Genomic DNA, 18,031 nt, shown 5'->3' with positions numbered 1-18,031 from the left:
GTGAGAGGTTAGTAGCCAGGGCCGCAACAAGGGTAATACAGCTTACGAGGTCGTGCGCTTGACCACCTTGCGGATCACGTATGGCAACACGCCGCCATTGATGAGGTAGCGGATCTCCTGCAAGGAATCGATGCGGGCGAACAACTGGACGCGCTCCTGATCGCCATTGCTGCGGCGCACGGTCATGATGACCGGGTTGTTGCCGACGACCAGGTCATCCAGCCCGGCGAAGTCAAGGTGCTCGCTGCCATCGAGGTTCAGGTCCTGAACCTTTTGGTCAGGCTTGAACTGCAGCGGGATCACGCCCATGCCGATCAGGTTGCTGCGGTGGATGCGTTCCACGCTGCTGGCCACCACGGCTTTGACGCCGAGCAACGCCTGAGCCTTGGCCGCCCAGTCACGGCTGGAGCCGGCGCCATAGTTGATGCCAGCGAAGACCACCATCGGAGTCTGCTGACGGGTATAACTCTCGGCCGCCAGAAACAACGGCAAGCACTCGCTGTGATCCGCATTCCACGCCCACACACCCAGCCCTGGCTGGTTGTCCCCCAGCAGCAGATTCTTCACGGAACGGTTAGTGAAGGCACCGCGCAACATCACTTCGTGGTTGCTGCGACGGGTGGAGTATTGGTTGAGATCCTGCGGGTCTTCGCCGCGTTCAAGCAGCCACTGTCCGGCCAGACTGTTGCCCGGAATCGCACCCGCCGGTGAAATATGGTCGGTGGTGACGTTGTCGCCCACCACCATCAACACCCGCGCGCCACCGATGGCCAGCGAATCTTTCGGTTCGGCCTTGATGTCCGCCAGGTACTGCGGACGGCGCAGATAGGTCGACTCCGGGCTCCATGGGAACTGCACGCTACCGACTGCCGACAGCGCCTGCCACTGATGGGTCCCGTTCCAGACTGTCGCCAGCCGTTGCTGGAAGAACTCGGGTTTGACCACTTCCAGTACCTGGGCGGCAATGTCTGCATCGCTGGGCATCAGGTCGCGCATGTACACCGGCTGGCCGTTTGCATCCCGGCCAAGGGGCTGGGACTCCAGATCAATATCGATAGTCCCGGCGATGGCATAGGCCACGCAGAGCGCAGGCGATGCCAGATAACCGGCCTGCAGTTTCGGATTGACTCGACCTTCGAAGTTGCGGTTGCCGGACAATACCACCACACCTTTGAGACCCTGATCGGCAAAGGCTTCGACGTGCTCTTCGAGCTTGCCGGAGTTGCCGATGCAGGTCATGCAACCGAAGCCTGCGAGGTCGAAGCCCAGCGCCGCAAAGTCTTCCAACAGGTTCGCTTCGGCCAGGTAATCCGCCACCACCTGCGAGCCTGGAGACAATGAGGTTTTCACCCAGGGTTTGCTCTTGAGCCCGAGCGCACGGGCGTTGCGCGCCAGCAGACCGGCCTGGACCATTTGCGATGGGTTGGCCGTGTTGGTGCAACTGGTGATGGCCGACATCACGACGGCGCCATGTGTGATCGGCTCACCGAAGCTGGGCTCGAAAAAAACCTGCTGGGCGGGACCGGCGATCAGGTTACCACCGCCCATCACACCGTCACGGAACGACGCCGCAGCGTTCGCCAGACTTTGGCGTTGATGGGGCTGATGAGGGCCGGCCACGCTGGGCTCGATACTGGCCAGGTCGAGGTCGATGAGTTCATCGAATTGCGGCTCGGGATGCTCGTCACGACGCCACAGTGGCTGGGCATTCATGTAGGCCACAACCTTGTTGCGCAACTGCGCAGAGCGGCCAGTCAATTCTAGATAGTTGAGCGTGTCAGTGTCGAACGGGAAGAACACCACCGTCGCGCCATACTCAGGTGCCATGTTTGCAACGGTGCCGCGGGCTGCCCAGCTCAGCGTGGAAAGGCCAGAGCCGGTGAACTCGACGAATTTGCCGACCACCGAACGCTTGCGCAGGATTTGCGCCACGTGCAGCGAAAGGTCGGTGGCCGTCACACCGGGACGCATGATGTTGCTGACACGAATGCCGACGACTTTCGGAAAGCTGATCGGTACCGGCTCGCCGACCATGGCCGCCTGCCCTTCCAGCCCACCCACACCCCAGCCCAATACGCCAATGGCATTGATCATGGGCGTATGGCTGTCAGTGGCGACCATGTCGTCGGGGTGGAGCATGCGCTGGCCGTCTTCGCTTTTGCTTTCCCAGACCACCTGCGCCAGCGCCTCCATGTTCATCTGGTGGATGATGCCGGTGCCCGGCGGAATCACGCCGAAGTTGTCGAGGCTCTTCTGCGCCCACTTGATAAAGCGGTAGCGCTCGCTGTTGCGACGAAAATCGATATTGAGGTTTTCCTCGACCGCATCGGGTTCAGCGTAATGCTCGACGATCACCGAGTGGTCGATGGTCAGCACTGCGGGGATCAGCGGGTTCATGGCCTTGGGATCGCCACCCAACTCCGCAACCACGTCGCGCATGCCGGCGAAATCCGCCAGGGCTGGCAAGCACGTGGTGTCATGGAACATCAGGCGGTTGGGCTGGAAAGGCACTTCGCAGTCCGGCCCCTCGCCCAGCGCCCTGGCCAGAACCGAGGGTAGCGCCTGAGGGGTACAACGCGCGACGTTCTCCAGCAGGATACGGATCGAATACGGAAGTTTCGCAATTTGAGAAGGCGTCAACATCTTGTGCAGATCGACGTACGCGAAGTGTTCGCCATCGATCAGCAAGGTGTTCAACAGGCCGGTGGCACGCTCGGTCATGGTTGCATCACTCATTTTTTTCAATGTCCGCGCTGTTGGTCGACAGCTCGCCTGCTCACCGCTGATGGATGGGCCAGGGTGGTCAGGTCGTAGCGCATTGGGAACTGGTCTAGGTCAGCGAGATTCAGGTCTGTGCCCAATCAAGCGCCGCACCCGCATTTTGTACTCCAGAGCGACATAATACAATCACGATTTGCGTTCGTGCCCAAACGCAGCTCGACTGCCTGCGCAACATTGAAACGCTGCAGGCCGATGCGCTTTGCGCACCGGCCTGCGTTTTAACCAGGGGAATGATCAGACTTGCCGGCCGTGAGACTACGACCCGCGGTAGGTGCTGAAGCCATAAGGACTGAGCAGCAGCGGAATGTGATAGTGCTGATCGGTGTTCTTCACTTCGAAGATCACCGGGATCTCGGGGAAGAACGTCTCGTGGCCTGCGGTTTTGTAGTACTCACCCGTCTTGAACACCACCCGATACTCGCCCGGTGCGAAGGTGCGCTGTGCGGGGAACAGTTCGGCGATCCGACCCTGCTCATTGGTGGTGCCCTGCCCCAGGGATTCCCAGCGCTGGCCCTGATGTTGTTCCAGGGTGACGGTGATGCCAGGCGATGGCACACCGGTTTCCAGATTCAGTACGTGCACGCTCAACGGATTGGCGGCGGCGGCAAAGCCGGATACCGACGCCAGCGCCATGGCCAGCAGGGTTCTACGAATGTTCATGTGTCGCTCCTTCAAGGGTGAATGGCCAGGCCAAGGTGTTCGGCGGCCTTGATTGCACAGTTTTCGTCTTGCTCGGCACCACCGGCCCCGGCAATGCCAATGGCGCCCACCAATTGCTGGCCTTCGAACAGCGGCACACCACCGCCCAACAGCAGCAGTTGGCCCAGGGTGTTCAGGTTGGCGGCTTCGGGGTTGTTGCGAGCGCGCTCGGCGAACAGCCGGGTCGGCGTTTTCGTGGAAAGCGCGGTGTAGGCCTTCAGGCGGGCGGCATCGGCGTTGTGCGGGCCGACACCATCGGCGCGTTGTTGCAGGATCGGGTTACCACCCCGGTCCAGAACGGCAATGGCTGCAGTGCAATCGCTGCCGCTGGCCAGACGCAGGGCGCTGGCCAAATCCAGGTCGGGATGCTGAGGCAGCGCGGCCTGGGCGTGCGCCGTGGCCAGGCAGAGCGCGCCGAACAGCAGGTTTCGTGGCGTCATGGGAGAGCTCCTGATGGGGGTGGCTGCACGTTAACAACCCCTCCCCCACAGAACCCCGTCACACGGATTACAACTTTGTAATAGGCAAGCCGGCGTATCAGGCCTAGCCTAGGCGCGCATACAAAGAGGTGAGCGATGCGAGTGCTGGTAGTGGAAGACGAAGCCAAGACGGCCAATTTCCTGGCCAAGGGGCTGGGGGAGTCGGGTTTTGCGGTGGACGTGGCCTTGAACGGCCTGGACGGGCGCTACCTGATCGAGGAACAGGTGTACGACCTGGTCATCCTGGACGTGATGCTGCCGGGCCTCAATGGCTGGCAATTGCTCAAGCTGATCCGTCAGCGCGGTGAAACACCGGTGCTGTTTCTCACCGCCAAGGATGCGATCGAGGACCGCGTGCGCGGTCTGGAACTGGGAGCCGACGACTACCTGGTCAAACCCTTCGCCTTCGCTGAACTGCTGGCCAGGGTCCGTACCTTGCTACGGCGCGGCCCGGCTCGCGAACCTGAGGTCTATCGCGTCGCCGATCTGGAGCTGGATCTATTGCGCCGAAGGGTCAGCCGGGGTGGCCAGCGCATCAACCTGACCAACAAGGAATTCGCCCTGCTGCACATGCTGGTCAGCCGCCGCGGCGAAGCGTTGTCCCGCACGCTGATCGCTTCACAGGTGTGGAACCTGAACTTCGACAGCGACACCAACATGGTCGAAGTGGCCGTGCGCCGGCTGCGCGCCAAGGTCGACGACCCGTTCATGCCCAAGCTGATTCACACCGTGCGCGGCGTGGGTTATCAGCTGGACACCGAGGATGAGTGATCGCGCCCATTCCCTGGCCTGGCGCCTGGGCCTGGCGTTTGCCCTGGTGTGCTCCGTGGTGCTGGCCGGCGTGGCGCTGTTTTTGTATCGCTCTCTGATAGCCGAAATTGCCTACCGCGACGATCTGGCACTGCTGGGCCGCCTGGAGCAGGTGCGTGCCCTGCTGCACGACAGCGATAGCCTGGGCGCACTGCAACAGCGCCCCGGCCTTTACCAGAACATGCTCGGCAATCAGGAAAGCGTTCTGTGGGTGCGCCGTGCCGATGGCAGCACCGTCATCGAGATCAACCCTCACGCCCAGTTGCTGCCCAGCGTAGCGCCCATTGCCATTGACCAGCCGCCCCAGCGTGCCGACATCCACGTTCACGACGCTGCACTGGTGCTCAGCGGCCGCGCCCTGGGCCCAGCGGGCGAACAGCTGACCGTGCTGGTCGGCAAGCGCCTGGCCGAGCGCGAGGCGATCCTGGCCAGCTATCGGCTGCGTCTGTATCTGGGTGTGGCCACGGGCGCATTGCTGGCGCTGGGCATTGGTCTGCTGCTGGTCCGTCGGGCATTGGCGCCCCTGCAAGATATCGCCCTGGCGGTGGCCCAGATCGACCTGCGCAATCTGCACAAACGGCTGCCGTCCAACGCCGTGCCCGCCGAATTACAGGCGCCCATCCAGGCGCTCAACGGCATGTTGACCCGGCTGGACCAAGGGTTCGAAAGGCTGTCACAGTTTTCCGCGGACCTGGCCCACGAAATCCGCACACCCCTGCACAACTTGCTGGGCAGCACCGGGCAGGCGCTCAACCAACCGCGCACTGCTGCCGAATACCGCGAACTGCTGGGCTCCAATATCGAAGAGTACGAGCGCCTGAACCGTATGGTGGAAAACCTGCTGTTCCTGGCTCGGGCCGATCACGGGCAGCGCCCGGTGAATCTGCAAGCCATCGACCTGGCCTGGCTGGGCGATGAGATGTGCGACTACTTCCAGGCCCTGGCCGAGGACCGCGGCGCCACCTTGCAACACAGCCTCAACGGCACCCTGCAAACCGACCTGCAATTGCTGCAACGCGCCTTGGCCAACCTGCTGGCCAACGCCGTGCGCCATGCCCTGCCCGGCACGGCGGTGCAGTTGCGCTGCCATTACCTGGACGATACGGCCTGCATCAGCGTCTGCAACCAGGGGCCGGCCATTGCCGCCGAACACCTGGACAAACTCTTTGATCGATTCTTTCGCATCGATCCCTCGCGGGCAGAGCCGGGAGACTCCGGTGGCCTGGGCCTGGCCATCGTGCGCTCGATCATGACCCTGCTCGGCGGCACGGTCACGGTTGTCAGTGACGCCCGCGGCACCTGCTTTACCCTCGCCTTGCCGCGGCCTGCCGAGCCGCTCGAGCGCTGATGCCGACACAAGTCATTGATCCGCCCGCGTACGGCGTCTACCCTAGGCCGACCCCAGTACCGGTGCCTGCCGTTGTAACCCATGCGTAAACTCCTGACTTCCCTTGTCGTCCTGCTGCTCGTGACATGCGTGGCAGTCTATGCACTATGGACCGGCAAACGCCCGGCCAGCTACTACCTGTCCGACCTGCGCATCCAGACGGACGCCATTCAAGGTGAGCGAGGCGATCGCGGCAATCTGCTGGGCATCCAGCCCGAACTCTTCGCCGCCGACTACCAGAGCGTGCAGCGCCTGCATCTGAAGCTGGCGGGCTACCTGCGGCGAGCCCGCGAGCAAGGGCTGCTCAACGACAAGACCGTGGTGGTGCTGCCGGAACACATCGGTACCTGGTTATGGGCGGTGGGCGAGAAGAAGGAATTCTACGAGGCCACCGAGCGCAAGGAAGCCGAGCAATGGCTGGCGCTGAGCAATCCGCTCCAGTTCGCCAGCGGATTGATCGGTGCCCAGGGGCGTGACCGTCTCGAGGACGCCTACCTGCGCATGAAGGCTCAGGAGATGGCCGAGCAATATCAGCATCTGTTCGGCGGGCTGGCGAGAGAATTCGGGATCACCCTGGTGGCCGGTTCCATCGTCTTGCCCAACCCGTCGCTGGTACAAGGCGAGCTGCGCCCGGGCCGTGGCCCGCTCTACAACATCAGTGTAGTGTTCGGCAGCAACGGTCGCCCGTTGGCACAGCCGCAACGTCAGCACTTTCTCAATCACGCGACACGTCGCTATGTGGAGCCCGCAGGCGATGCGCCTTTCAATATTGTCGATACTCCCGCCGGCAGGCTGGGCGTACTGATCGGCACCGATAGCTGGTATCCGGCCAGTTACGCCCAACTGCGTGAGCAGAACGTGCAGTTGCTCGCTGTTCCGGCATCGGCCTCGGGCCCAGGGCGCTGGCAACGGCCATGGCGCGGGTTTCGAAGTTCCATGCCACCTGCCCAGATCACGCTGCAACCGGGAGAGGTCACCGAGGGCCAGGCATGGCAGCGGCTGATACCCGGCGATCAGCCCCTGGCAAGCCTTGCAGTATTCATGGGTGGCCGCTTCTGGAATGAGCCGAACGAAGGGCAGAGTTTTGTTCGCCGTGACGAGCACACCAGCCAGGTGAGCGAGGGTCGGGGCGCGCGCTTGATCAACTTGTGGCTATGAGCACATGAGCCGCGCCCCTGTCCGGCTGGGGGATCTTTCGGTCGGCTTCATTCAGAGCCTGACTGCGGCCGTGCGTAGCCACGGCCAGGATCCGACGCCGCTGCTGGACGCTTATGGTCTTGATCCGGGCCGCCTGGCACAAGCCGGCGGGCGATTGTCGATTCCTCGCTACATGCGCCTTGGGCATGCGGCCATCGAATTGACCGGTGATGCGGGGTTGGGCCTGGCCATGGGACGGGCCAGCCGCCTGAGCCAGGCCGGGCTTGCCGGGGTGGCGGCGGCACAGGCACCCACCGTGCGTGAAGCGGCTCGCACGCTGATCCGCTTCGAACCGCTGTATGCCTCCAACTACCGCGGCCAATCCAGCTTCCATGAAGACTCCGCCGGCGCCTGGCTGAGGTTCTATTCGATCAGCCCGTACAATGCCTACAACCGCTTCGTCGTCGACTCGTTACTGACCGGCTGGGTGCATCAACTCGGTACCCTGGCTGGCCACGCGCTCCAACCGCAGCGCATTGACATCGAGTTCGCGCCACCGGGGTATGCCGAGCTCTATCCGCTGCACACCTTCTTCGACTGCGAACACAACCAGGTGCGCCTGGACCACGCCAGCTTGAGCCTGCGCAACCCCGATCACTGTCCCAGCACCTGGCAGCATCTATTGCAACTGTGTGAACAGGAGCTGGAAAAGGTCACCCGCACACGCACACTGAGTGAGCGCATCGGTCAGTTGCTGGGGCCGTTGCTCAACGGTGGCCGCGAGCCGGGCCTGGAGGAAGTTGCCGCACGCCTGAAGTTGCCGGTGTGGACCTTGCGGCGCAGACTGGCGGATGAAGGGACTCAGTTTCGTGCCATCCTCAATGACACCCGCCGCGACCTGGCGATGACCTACATTCGGGACACTGAACTGGTGCTGGGGGAAATTGCCTATCTGCTGGGTTTCGCTTCGGCGGAAGCGTTCCAGCGGGCGTTCAAACGGTGGAGCGGGCAGACGCCTGGTGAATACCGGCGTTCAGCCCGTCATTGAGCGTGCACCCAGATGGCCGAGATGGCGCGGGTACAGCCGTCACAACTCCGTAGCGTCGTCCGCAGGCTCTAGCGGATCTTGCTCTGCGGCACGCAGTTCCAGCCATTCTTCCTGATAGTCGTCCATTGGTTTGCTCCCCTCACGATGATGTCCAGGCCATGGGCAGTTACCGACCTTGAGCACGAGCATAAAGTGCCACGATGAAGGAACGATGACGCCTGACCAGGGCGATTGAACCCACCACCCTTGACTATCAAACGTAGCAAAGGCGGCAGGATTTATCACGGGGCTGGCGTAGCGGCTGGCGTGTCGACCGAAGGCTCGGCCGCCGGTGCCGGTGCCTCGGCTGGAGCAGAGACCGGCGGAGCGCTTTCGACGGTTGGCGCGGGCTCGAGGGGAATGGATTCGATCGGCGCCGGCTCTGCGGGTGGTGCCATGGGTTGCGAGACCTCAGGCACCGCTTGGGCAGGGGCTTGGACTGCCGGCTGTGCGGGCTGGTTGGACTGCTCTGCCGGAGCAAGTGGCGCCGGTGCCGCTTCCGGTACCCCCAGATCGTTCTTCGGTTTCTCGGGGATATGGGCAGCCTTCTTGACCTCGGCGGGCAGGAAGCTTTCCACCAGGGAAAAATAGCGGTCGTAGAACTTGTCCGAGGCCACTGTCTCGCTGGCGACCTTTACCATCGAGTCGTCGGTGGAGCCAATGGGCATCGACACCGACCCCAGCACACCCACGCCAAGGCTGGCAGAGTTATTGACCTTCTTCAGCGCGTAGCGATCCTGCAGGGCATTGGCAAACATCGTCGAGCCCTGGTCCGTCGCATCCGCTGCGCAGACGACGTTGAAGCTGATTTCCAGATGAGTTTCGCCGGTTTGTTGAAAGCTCTTGTGGCCACTGACCAGCTTCGGATCACTGCTGGTGATGATGTAGCCTTGGCTCAACAACGCGCGCCGTGCTGCTTCACAGGAAGCCGTATCGCTGACCGGATAATTGCGCGAGAAGGTACCCGAGTCGTCGAAGTTCTCGTGTTCGTAGATGGCTGGTTTTTGCGAGGAGCAACCGGCAAGGCCGATCAATACGAAAGCCAGCGCGGCACCCAACGGGCGAGCACCGTAGCGAGATGGTTGTGACATTGTCGATCCTGGGAAAACAGTCTGCGCCTATTGTGCAACAGAACCAGGAAGGTAGGGGCGTGAAAAGCGTTTCATGGCGCTTACCTGCCTGCTACATGATGTTTCTCATACCCGACCAGTAACGCCTGAGCGGGAGCCAGACACCCGATGGCGGACCGACATCACAACGGGGTGGCGGCCTTGGATTGGGCAAGGCGCTTGCGAAAGCGGCGTTTGCTGCGTGCAGCGACGTACCAGCCCAGCACGGGGCCAATCGCCATGCCGGCCAGCAGACCCAACAACACGAATACCGATACTGGCAAGGAAGGGCCGGACCAGCCCAGGAAGGTGAGCGCTATCGGCTGCTGATTTTCCAATACGAACAGCAGCACCACTGCGGCGACCGCCAGGAAGATGAGTACCAGCAACAGCTTTTTCAGATTACGCAAAACCTTCTCCTTTCACCGGTGCAATCAAACGTGCTCTTCGTCCTCGTTGACGCGATCACGCAGTTCCTTGCCCGGCTTGAAGTGCGGGACGAACTTGCCGTCGAGGCTGACAGACTGGCCGGTCTTTGGGTTGCGACCTACGCGTGGCGCCCGATAATGCAGGGAAAAGCTGCCAAAACCGCGAATCTCGATCCGATCGCCAGTGGCCAGGCACTGCGACATTTGCTCGAGCATGGTCTTGATGGCCAGTTCGACATCCTTCGATGAGAGTAGACCTTGATGGGTGACAATACGTTCGATCAATTCCGACTTCGTCATATTTTTCCCTTCTTTATCAAGCAGCTAGATCAGCGCTCAGAAGGTTTTAGCATGGTCGGACAGATTTGAACAGCCCAAGCCTTGACTTCTTCGAAATCAATTGGTTTGAGCACAGTGGCTTTGCAGAAGCATGACAGCCGGGTGATTCATTTTGGGTCATACGCAACCCGCGTCCTTGCACGGGTCGCCCGGTTTTTGCGCGTACTTTGAGGGACTTATGAGCCGTTCTGGTTCACACCCGTTTTAATCGAAGGTGCTGCTCTTGCGGCATTTGATGATCATGCTGCGCGTCGAATAGCCGGCCGGGTTGAGGCCAAACAGATAATCCTGAGGGTCTTCCTTGGCATCGCTGGACTTGGCCAAGGTTCGATAACCCGCCGGACCGCAGGCCGAGTCTGCCTCCTTGAGGCACTGATTCCACGACGAGGTCAGACCCGAGCAGTTGATGTGGATACCACGGCTGCCACGTTTGCCGTGTGTAGTGGAGGTTGCGGCACATGCGGTGATCAGCAGCGCAGCTGCGATGATCAGTATCTGTTTCATTCCCCGGCCTTAGCGACTGCATTGATGGCGTTTTCAGGCCACCTACCCTATCCAAATAGATGGCTAATTGCTAATTAACTTCAATCGCGTTTCGGTCGCGCTACCAGGAACTTTGTAACTGTTCGTACTCTGCGGTAATGATCATGCCCGAGCTCAACTCGATGGCACTGAGCTTGCCATCGGCCCAGGAGCAGCCAGTATCCAGATACACCACATTGCCCAACTGCATGGGCTCCGGGACGCTCGTGTGACCCACGTAGACGCTCCGTACCCCCTGGACCGGCACCACGTCCCGCTGTTGAATCCGTAAGCGCGAATACAGCGCCTGGCGCTGGGCCAATTGCTGCACATCACCGCCCTGCCCGCCCGAGAGATTAAGGACGACGTCGTCCCAATGGTGCTGACCTGGCAGCAAGGGTGGTTCGGCGTGCACCACGCCAACTTTGCCTGCAGCGGTTTCAACTTCCAGTGCAAATGGCAGCGCCCCTAGCCGCAAGGCAATGGCCCGGCGTACGGCCTGATCGGAATCGTGGAACCAGGCGCCGCCGTTCTTGCGATGGCGGGCTTCTTCACCGGTACCGACATGATGATCGAGGATCATCTGTTCGTGATTGCCTCGCACCGAAAAAAACCAGGGCTGCTTGAGCCAAGCCAGCACGTCATGGGAGTTGGGGCCGCGGTCGACCAGGTCGCCGACCGCGATCATCCGGTCACGCTGCGGGTCGAACGCTACCTGACGCATGACATCTTCGACCAGTTCGAAGTGGCCATGGATATCGCCCACCACAAAGTCCCGGCCCGCGGGATTGCGCGGCAGGCTATGGCAGGTGGTGAGTGCTGCGGATGGGGTCATAGGTTTGAAGTCACTGTCACAAGATGTCCGTACGACGGAATTCAGTCGAATTCGCGGTGCTAGACACGTTGCATGCATTGACCTTGCCAACATCTGACCCACAGAAACATGACGCCTGGGCAAAAGCGCTTCACCTAGCTGGGGGCGTTGCACCTCACGAACATGGTGCGGCTGGCCATCCCCGGATTCCAGCCGAGAAAGCCATCTCCAGGTTCCTCCTTCACATCGGAGGTCTTGGCCAATACGCGATAGCCATTGGCAAGGCAGGAGCGCTGGGCTTTGGCGTAGCACTTGTCCCAGGAAGACCCCAGCCCGCTGCAGTTGATCTGCAACGCCTGGGCACCTTTGTACTCACGCTTGACCACTGAGGTCGTCGAGCATGCTGAAGTGGCGCCGATCAAAACGAACAGGATCGCGGTTACTACAATTTTCATCCCGGGGGTCCTTGGGCATTTTGTTACGGCTTTGAGTATAGGGCCCCCGCGATAGTTCGGTGCAAGCCGTAATGGCCAAATTGCAGGCACAAAAAAGGGCGACCGAAGCCGCCCTTTTTTACAGGTCAAACAGAACTTAGTTCTGCTTTTCCATCTGAGCACGCAGCAGGTCGCCCAGAGTGGTAGGACCGGCAGCGATATCCGAAGTGGCTGGCTTGTCGCGCAGGCTCTGGATCGCTTCTTTCTCGTCTTCAACGTCTTTCGATTTGATCGACAGTTGGATGACGCGGGACTTGCGGTCGACGCTGATGATCTTGGCTTCGACTTCTTCGCCTTCCTTCAGGACGTTACGCGCGTCTTCAACGCGATCACGGCTGATTTCGGAAGCTTTCAGAGTGGCTTCGATATCGTCGGCCAGGGTGATGACAGCGCCCTTGGCGTCAACTTCCTTGACGGTACCGCGAACGATAGCGCCTTTGTCATTGACAGCAACGTAGTTGGAGAACGGATCGTCTTCCAGCTGCTTGATGCCCAGGGAGATGCGCTCGCGCTCTGGATCTACCGACAGGATGACGGTGTCCAGCTCGTCGCCCTTCTTGAAGCGACGTACGGCTTCTTCGCCGACTTCGTTCCAGGAGATATCGGACAGGTGAACCAGGCCGTCGATGCCGCCGTCCAGACCAATGAAGATACCGAAATCGGTGATCGACTTGATGGTGCCGGAGATCTTATCGCCCTTGTTGAACTGGCCAGAGAAGTCTTCCCATGGGTTGGACTTGCACTGCTTGATACCCAGGGAGATACGACGACGCTCTTCGTCGATGTCCAGAACCATGACTTCCACTTCGTCGCCGACTTGTACGACTTTCGAAGGGTGGATGTTCTTGTTGGTCCAGTCCATTTCGGAAACGTGTACCAGGCCTTCCACGCCTTCTTCCAGCTCTGCGAAGCAGCCGTAGTCGGTCAGGTTGGTGACGCGCGCCATGACGCGGGTGCTTTCTGGGTAACGTGCCTTGATAGCAACCCATGGGTCTTCGCCCAGTTGCTTCAGGCCCAGGGATACGCGGTTACGCTCGCGATCGTACTTCAGAACCTTGACATCGATCTCGTCGCCAACATTGACGATTTCCGATGGGTGCTTGATACGCTTCCAGGCCATGTCGGTGATGTGCAGCAGGCCATCGACGCCACCCAGATCGACGAATGCGCCGTAATCGGTGAGGTTCTTGACGATACCTTTGACTTGCTGACCTTCCTGCAGGGATTCCAGCAGAGCTTCGCGCTCGGCGGAGTTCTCGGCTTCCAGGACACTGCGACGGGAAACGACAACGTTGTTGCGCTTCTGGTCCAGCTTGATGACCTTGAATTCGAGCTCTTTACCTTCCAGGTGGGTGGTGTCGCGCACAGGGCGGACATCGACCAGGGAACCAGGCAGGAACGCACGGATGCCGTTAACGTCGACAGTGAAGCCGCCCTTAACCTTACCGTTGATAACGCCCTTGACCACTTCCTCGGCGGCGAAAGCTGCTTCCAGAACGATCCAGCACTCGGCGCGCTTGGCTTTTTCACGGGACAGTTTGGTTTCGCCAAAGCCGTCTTCGACCGCGTCCAGCGCAACGTGAACTTCGTCACCGACCTTGATGGTCAGTTCGCCAGCGTCGTTGTAGAACTGCTCGAGCGGGATGACACCCTCGGATTTCAGACCGGCGTGAACGGTAACCCAGTCACCGTCGATATCGACAACGATACCGGTGATGATTGCGCCTGGCTGAAGATTGAGAGTTTTTAGGCTTTCTTCAAAGAGTTCTGCAAAGCTTTCGCTCATTTTAATTCCTGTAGATTTGGGCGAAACATACGCCCATCAGCCACGCTCCAGACAACGTGGGTTTCGTTCAAGTAAAAGAAAGCCACCGGGATGTTGACTGGGTTCCCGTATGGCTTCTTCGTCACCCGGCGATATCGCGAAGCGCGATCTCGCTCATGATGCGTTCCAACACCTGCTCGATGGACAATTCGGTGGAATCCAGCTGTATCGCATCGGCCGCCGGCTTGAGCGGGGCTACTGCGCGCTGGGTATCACGCTCATCGCGTGCACGTATCTCATCTAGCAGACTCGACAGACTAACATCGTTGCCCGCAGCCTTCAACTGCAAGTAACGTCGCCGCGCCCGTTCCTCGGCGCTGGCGGTCAGGAAAATTTTCAGGGGCGCCTCGGTAAACACCACGGTGCCCATGTCGCGACCGTCGGCCACCAGCCCGGGTGCTTCCTGGAACGCCCGCTGACGCTGCAGCAAAGCGTCGCGCACGGCTGGCAGCGCAGCGACCTGTGAGGCGCCGGCACCGATCTGCTCGTTGCGAATGTCTTTGCTGACGTCTTCGCCTTCCAGAATGATCTTCTCGCCGATGAACTGCACGTCCAGGTGCGCAGCCATCACCATCAGCGACGCTTCGTTGCTCCACTGCACGCCGTGATTCTGCGCCGCATAGGCCAACAGGCGATAGAGTGCGCCCGAGTCGAGCAGATTCCAGCCCAGGCGCTTGGCCAGGATACCGGCGATGGTGCCCTTGCCCGAACCGCTGGGGCCGTCGATGGTGATCACCGGCGCCACGTTCACGACTTGCCCTCTTCGGCCACGTTGATGCCCACCTGGGCACACAGGCCCAGGAAGTTGGGGAACGAGGTGGCGACGTTGGCGCAGTCATGGATGCGGATCGGCGCGCTCGCGCGCAGGGAGGCCACACTGAATGCCATGGCGATGCGATGGTCGCCATGGCCGTGGACTTCGCCGCCACCCATGGCCGGCACGCCCGCGCCGACACCGTCGATGATGATGCCGTCGGGGGTGGGTTCGCACTTCACGCCCAATGCCAGCAAGCCATCGGCCATCACCTGGATGCGGTCGGACTCCTTGACCCGCAGTTCCTCGGCGCCGCGCAGCACGGTACGCCCTTCGGCGCAGGCGGCCGCCACGAACAACACAGGAAACTCGTCGATGGCCAGTGGGACCAGTTCTTCGGGGATCTCGATCCCTTTGAGGCTGGCCGCACGCACGTGCAGGTCGGCCACGGGCTCGCCGCCCACCTCACGCTGATTCTCCAGCGTGATGTCGGCACCCATCAGGCGCAGGATGTCGATCACGCCGGTACGCGTGGGGTTGATACCCACGTGTTCCAGCGTCAGGTCAGAACCTTCGGCGATGGAGGCCGCGACCAGGAAGAACGCCGAGGAGGAAATGTCCCCCGGCACTTCGATATGGGTCGCGGTCAGCTTGTGGCCGGACTCCACCGAAGCCTGCGGCCCATTCACTTCCACCGGGTAGCCAAACCCGCGCAGCATGCGCTCGGTGTGGTCGCGGGTCGGAGCCGGTTCAGTGGTGGTGGTCTTGCCTTCAGCCCACAGGCCCGCCAGCAACAGGCACGATTTGACCTGCGCCGAAGCCATCGGCAGCGTGTAGTTCAGAGCCTTGAGCTTGTGCCCCCCACGGATCACCATGGGCGGACGGCCTTCGGCGGCCGTTTCGATGACGGCGCCCATTTCCCGCAGAGGATTGGCCACGCGGTTCATCGGACGCTTGGACAGCGACGCATCGCCCGTCAGGGTGGTGTCGAAGCTCTGCGCCGCGAGAATACCGGACAGCAGGCGCATCGAGGTGCCGGAGTTGCCCAGATAGATCGGGCCCGGCGGCGGCTTGAGGCCATGCAGGCCGACACCATGGATGGTCACGCGGCCCTGGTTCGGACCCTCGATGACTACGCCCATGTCGCGGAAGGCCTGCAAGGTCGCCAACGCGTCCTCGCCTTCCAGAAAGCCTTCGACCTCGGTGGTGCCCTCAGCCAGGGAGCCGAGCATGATCGAGCGATGGGAAATGGATTTGTCACCCGGTACGCGAATACGGCCAGAGAGGCTGCCGCCGGGTTTACCCAGGAAAATCAGGTCGTCGTTGGAATTCATAGCGTCCACATAGGCCCGACGGGCCAGGATTTTACTGAAATGCTCGCGGGCCACCCGAGCGCGTGTGAACACGCCCAGCAATTGGTGCCCGTCCCCTGCATCGACCGCGTCGCGCAAGGCGTCGAGATCGCTGCGATATGTATCGAGTGTGCGCAGGACGGCCTCGCGGTTGGCGAGGAAGATGTCGTGCCACATGACCGGGTCACTGCCTGCGATCCTTGTGAAATCGCGGAAACCGCCAGCAGCGTAACGGAAGATCTCCAGATTTTCACTGCGCTTGGCCAACGAATCGACCAAACCGAAGGCCAGCAGGTGCGGCAGATGGCTGGTCGCGGCCAGCACTTCGTCGTGGCGGTCGACTTCCATGTGCTCGACATCCGCGCCCAGCGCACGCCACAGCGCATCGACCTGCTGCAACGCGCGCGGGTCGGTCTCCGGCAATGGCGTCAGGATCACCTTGTGCCGCTTGAACAGATCGGGGTTGGAAGCTTCCACCCCGCTCTGCTCGGAACCGGCAATCGGATGGCCGGGTACAAAGCGCGTCAGGTCGCCGGCAAATGCCTGGCGGAAGGCGCGGACCACATTGCCCTTGGCGCTGCCGACATCGGTGATCACCGCCCGACCAAGATCCAGCCTGGCCAGCGCGGCCAGGACCTTCTCCATGCCCAGGATCGGCACCGCCAACTGAATCACGTCAGCCCCGACGCAGGCGCGGGCCAGATCTGCCTCGCTGCGGTCGACCACGCCCAGCTCCACGGCGCGCAGCCGGGATTGCGCGTCCAGATCCACACCGACCACTTCCGAGCACAGACCGCTTTGCTTGAGGCCCTTGGCAAACGACCCGCCGATCAAGCCCAGACCGACGACCACCAGGCGGCCGATCTTAGCCTCGGCGGATTGCAATTGCGTGAATTCACCCACGTGCCAGCACCGCTCGCAACGCATCGAGGAAGCGACTGTTTTCACGCGGCAACCCGATGGTCACCCGCAAGTGGTTGGGCATGCCGTACCCGGCCACTGGACGCACGATCACGCCTTCGCGCAGCAGGCCCTGGAAGACCGGGCCCGCTTCGCGCCCGACGTCGACAGCGATGAAATTGCCCTTGGAGGGTATCCATTCCAGGCCCAGATCGCGAAAACCATTCTCCAGTTGCTGCATACCCGCCGTGTTCAGTTCACGGCTACGCGCCAGGTAATCGGTATCGCCAAGCGCAGCACACGCGGCGGCCAGGGCCAGGCTGTTGACGTTGAACGGCTGGCGTACCCGATTGAGCACGTCGGCCACCACGGGGGACGACAACGCGTAACCGACACGCAACGCCGCCAGGCCATAGGCCTTGGAAAAGGTGCGCGAGACCAGCAGGTTCGGGTAATCGGCCAGGTAGTCCAGGCCGTCAGGCAGCTCGCCACCGCTGGCGTATTCGATGTACGCCTCGTCGAGCACGACCAGGACGCTCTCCGGCACTGCCTTGAGGAACTCCTCCAGGGCCTGTGGACCGAACCAGGTACCCGTGGGGTTGTTGGGGTTGGCGATGAACACCACGCGAGTCTTGTCGTCGATGGCCGCCAGCATGGCCGGCAGATCATGACCCCAGTCCTTCGCCGGAATCACCCGTGCGCCGGCATTGACTGCCTGGACCACCAGCGGATAGACCGCAAAGGCGTGCTCACTGAAGACCGCATTCAGGCCAGGCGCCAGGTAAGCCCTTGCTACCAGCTCCAGAATATCGTTGGAGCCATTGCCCAGGGTGACCTGGGAAAGCTCTACCCGACACTGCCGGGCCAGCAACGTCTTGAGGTTGAAACCGTTGCCATCGGGGTAACGGGTCAGCTCGGCGAGTTCTTTCTGGATCGCCGCCAGGCTTTTCGGGCTGGCGCCCAGTGGGTTTTCGTTACTGGCCAGCTTGATGATATTGGCCGGATCCAGGTTCAGCTCGCGGGCCAGTTCATCCACCGGCTTGCCGGGGACGTACGCGGAAAGTTGCTGAACGCCGGTCTGGGCCAGGGCAAGGAAATCAGTCATGCGTGCAAA

Annotated in this window: 17 protein-coding genes; 4 read left to right on the top strand and 13 right to left on the bottom strand. The window is 61.4% G+C overall.

Annotated features, from left to right (window positions below; genetic code table 11):
- Positions 1-42 precede the first annotated feature (42 nt).
- From acnA to B3397_RS10240, 3 genes are all read right to left on the bottom strand, one after another.
- Positions 43-2,721, bottom strand: a complete 2,679-nt coding sequence (gene acnA / locus B3397_RS10250) for an aconitate hydratase AcnA (protein ID WP_296249727.1) — start codon at positions 2,719-2,721, stop codon at positions 43-45.
- Positions 2,722-3,036: 315 nt separating this feature from the next.
- A complete protein-coding gene (gene uraH, locus B3397_RS10245) occupies positions 3,037-3,441 on the bottom strand; it encodes a hydroxyisourate hydrolase (protein WP_296249660.1) in 405 nt (134 codons plus the stop codon).
- Between the two features lie 11 nt (positions 3,442-3,452).
- Positions 3,453-3,920 (bottom strand): GlcG/HbpS family heme-binding protein, encoded by a 468-nt coding sequence (locus tag B3397_RS10240; protein WP_296249658.1) that lies wholly within the window; start codon positions 3,918-3,920, stop codon positions 3,453-3,455.
- Positions 3,921-4,055: 135 nt separating this feature from the next.
- Between B3397_RS10240 and B3397_RS10235 the strand changes: the two genes are divergently transcribed.
- The 4 genes from B3397_RS10235 (at position 4,056) to B3397_RS10220 (ending at position 8,341) form a co-directional block, all read left to right on the top strand.
- On the top strand, positions 4,056-4,730 hold the full coding sequence (locus B3397_RS10235; protein WP_296249656.1) for a heavy metal response regulator transcription factor: 675 nt from the start codon (positions 4,056-4,058) through the stop codon (positions 4,728-4,730).
- On the top strand, positions 4,723-6,117 hold the full coding sequence (locus B3397_RS10230) for a heavy metal sensor histidine kinase (RefSeq protein ID WP_296249654.1): 1,395 nt from the start codon (positions 4,723-4,725) through the stop codon (positions 6,115-6,117). The genes B3397_RS10235 and B3397_RS10230 overlap by 8 nt, the downstream gene beginning before the upstream one ends.
- 81 nt (positions 6,118-6,198) lie before the next feature.
- Positions 6,199-7,314 carry a carbon-nitrogen hydrolase family protein gene (locus tag B3397_RS10225; protein WP_296249652.1) on the top strand — a complete coding sequence of 372 codons (1,116 nt, stop codon included), beginning with the start codon at positions 6,199-6,201 and terminating at the stop codon, positions 7,312-7,314.
- 4 nt (positions 7,315-7,318) lie between these two features.
- Positions 7,319-8,341 carry an AraC family transcriptional regulator gene (locus B3397_RS10220; RefSeq protein WP_296249651.1) on the top strand — a complete coding sequence of 341 codons (1,023 nt, stop codon included), beginning with the start codon at positions 7,319-7,321 and terminating at the stop codon, positions 8,339-8,341.
- A 281-nt stretch (positions 8,342-8,622) separates the two neighbouring features.
- Here the strand turns inward: B3397_RS10220 and B3397_RS10215 are convergent, their stop codons facing one another.
- The 10 genes from B3397_RS10215 to hisC form a co-directional block, all read right to left on the bottom strand.
- On the bottom strand, positions 8,623-9,471 hold the full coding sequence (locus tag B3397_RS10215) for a DUF2242 domain-containing protein (protein WP_296249649.1): 849 nt from the start codon (positions 9,469-9,471) through the stop codon (positions 8,623-8,625).
- Between the two features lie 161 nt (positions 9,472-9,632).
- A complete protein-coding gene (locus tag B3397_RS10210; RefSeq protein WP_296249647.1) occupies positions 9,633-9,899 on the bottom strand; it encodes a lipopolysaccharide assembly protein LapA domain-containing protein in 267 nt (88 codons plus the stop codon).
- 24 nt (positions 9,900-9,923) lie between these two features.
- Entirely contained in the window at positions 9,924-10,217 is a 294-nt protein-coding gene (ihfB, locus tag B3397_RS10205; protein WP_296249645.1) for an integration host factor subunit beta, read from the bottom strand.
- A gap of 243 nt (positions 10,218-10,460) precedes the next feature.
- Entirely contained in the window at positions 10,461-10,760 is a 300-nt protein-coding gene (locus B3397_RS10200; RefSeq protein WP_296249643.1) for a hypothetical protein, read from the bottom strand.
- A 100-nt stretch (positions 10,761-10,860) separates the two neighbouring features.
- Positions 10,861-11,613, bottom strand: a complete 753-nt coding sequence (locus B3397_RS10195; RefSeq protein WP_296249641.1) for a metallophosphoesterase — start codon at positions 11,611-11,613, stop codon at positions 10,861-10,863.
- A gap of 134 nt (positions 11,614-11,747) precedes the next feature.
- On the bottom strand, positions 11,748-12,047 hold the full coding sequence (locus B3397_RS10190; RefSeq protein ID WP_296249640.1) for a hypothetical protein: 300 nt from the start codon (positions 12,045-12,047) through the stop codon (positions 11,748-11,750).
- Positions 12,048-12,183: 136 nt separating this feature from the next.
- Positions 12,184-13,872: a 30S ribosomal protein S1 gene (rpsA, locus tag B3397_RS10185; RefSeq protein ID WP_049861362.1), complete on the bottom strand. Its 1,689-nt coding sequence runs from the start codon at positions 13,870-13,872 to the stop codon at positions 12,184-12,186.
- 121 nt (positions 13,873-13,993) lie between these two features.
- On the bottom strand, positions 13,994-14,662 hold the full coding sequence (gene cmk / locus B3397_RS10180; protein ID WP_296249638.1) for a (d)CMP kinase: 669 nt from the start codon (positions 14,660-14,662) through the stop codon (positions 13,994-13,996).
- Positions 14,659-16,944, bottom strand: coding sequence for a bifunctional prephenate dehydrogenase/3-phosphoshikimate 1-carboxyvinyltransferase (locus B3397_RS10175; protein ID WP_414704369.1), 2,286 nt, complete (start codon positions 16,942-16,944; stop codon positions 14,659-14,661). Before B3397_RS10175 ends, cmk begins: the two co-directional genes overlap by 4 nt.
- On the bottom strand, positions 16,913-18,022 hold the full coding sequence (hisC, locus tag B3397_RS10170; RefSeq protein WP_296249634.1) for a histidinol-phosphate transaminase: 1,110 nt from the start codon (positions 18,020-18,022) through the stop codon (positions 16,913-16,915). The genes B3397_RS10175 and hisC overlap by 32 nt, the downstream gene beginning before the upstream one ends.
- Positions 18,023-18,031 lie beyond the last annotated feature (9 nt).

The sequence above is a fragment of the Pseudomonas sp. UBA4194 genome (assembly GCF_002379585.1).
Classification (GTDB): Bacteria; Pseudomonadota; Gammaproteobacteria; order Pseudomonadales; family Pseudomonadaceae; genus Aquipseudomonas.
The sequence above is the reverse complement of the archived record's forward strand: the minus strand, read 5'-3'. Positions and strand labels throughout refer to the sequence as shown.

What these genes read in the sequence shown, in the direction of transcription:
- acnA (WP_296249727.1), bottom strand. Translation starts at nt 2,721, where the DNA reads ATGACCGAGCGTGCCACCGGCCTGTTGAACACCTTGCTGATCGATGGC.
- uraH (WP_296249660.1), bottom strand. Translation starts at nt 3,441, where the DNA reads ATGAACATTCGTAGAACCCTGCTGGCCATGGCGCTGGCGTCGGTATCC.
- B3397_RS10240 (WP_296249658.1), bottom strand. Translation starts at nt 3,920, where the DNA reads ATGACGCCACGAAACCTGCTGTTCGGCGCGCTCTGCCTGGCCACGGCG.
- B3397_RS10235 (WP_296249656.1), top strand. Translation starts at nt 4,056, where the DNA reads ATGCGAGTGCTGGTAGTGGAAGACGAAGCCAAGACGGCCAATTTCCTG.
- B3397_RS10230 (WP_296249654.1), top strand. Translation starts at nt 4,723, where the DNA reads ATGAGTGATCGCGCCCATTCCCTGGCCTGGCGCCTGGGCCTGGCGTTT.
- B3397_RS10225 (WP_296249652.1), top strand. Translation starts at nt 6,199, where the DNA reads ATGCGTAAACTCCTGACTTCCCTTGTCGTCCTGCTGCTCGTGACATGC.
- B3397_RS10220 (WP_296249651.1), top strand. Translation starts at nt 7,319, where the DNA reads ATGAGCCGCGCCCCTGTCCGGCTGGGGGATCTTTCGGTCGGCTTCATT.
- B3397_RS10215 (WP_296249649.1), bottom strand. Translation starts at nt 9,471, where the DNA reads ATGTCACAACCATCTCGCTACGGTGCTCGCCCGTTGGGTGCCGCGCTG.
- ihfB (WP_296249645.1), bottom strand. Translation starts at nt 10,217, where the DNA reads ATGACGAAGTCGGAATTGATCGAACGTATTGTCACCCATCAAGGTCTA.
- B3397_RS10200 (WP_296249643.1), bottom strand. Translation starts at nt 10,760, where the DNA reads ATGAAACAGATACTGATCATCGCAGCTGCGCTGCTGATCACCGCATGT.
- B3397_RS10195 (WP_296249641.1), bottom strand. Translation starts at nt 11,613, where the DNA reads ATGACCCCATCCGCAGCACTCACCACCTGCCATAGCCTGCCGCGCAAT.
- B3397_RS10190 (WP_296249640.1), bottom strand. Translation starts at nt 12,047, where the DNA reads ATGAAAATTGTAGTAACCGCGATCCTGTTCGTTTTGATCGGCGCCACT.
- rpsA (WP_049861362.1), bottom strand. Translation starts at nt 13,872, where the DNA reads ATGAGCGAAAGCTTTGCAGAACTCTTTGAAGAAAGCCTAAAAACTCTC.
- B3397_RS10175 (WP_414704369.1), bottom strand. Translation starts at nt 16,944, where the DNA reads ATGCGTTGCGAGCGGTGCTGGCACGTGGGTGAATTCACGCAATTGCAA.
- hisC (WP_296249634.1), bottom strand. Translation starts at nt 18,022, where the DNA reads ATGACTGATTTCCTTGCCCTGGCCCAGACCGGCGTTCAGCAACTTTCC.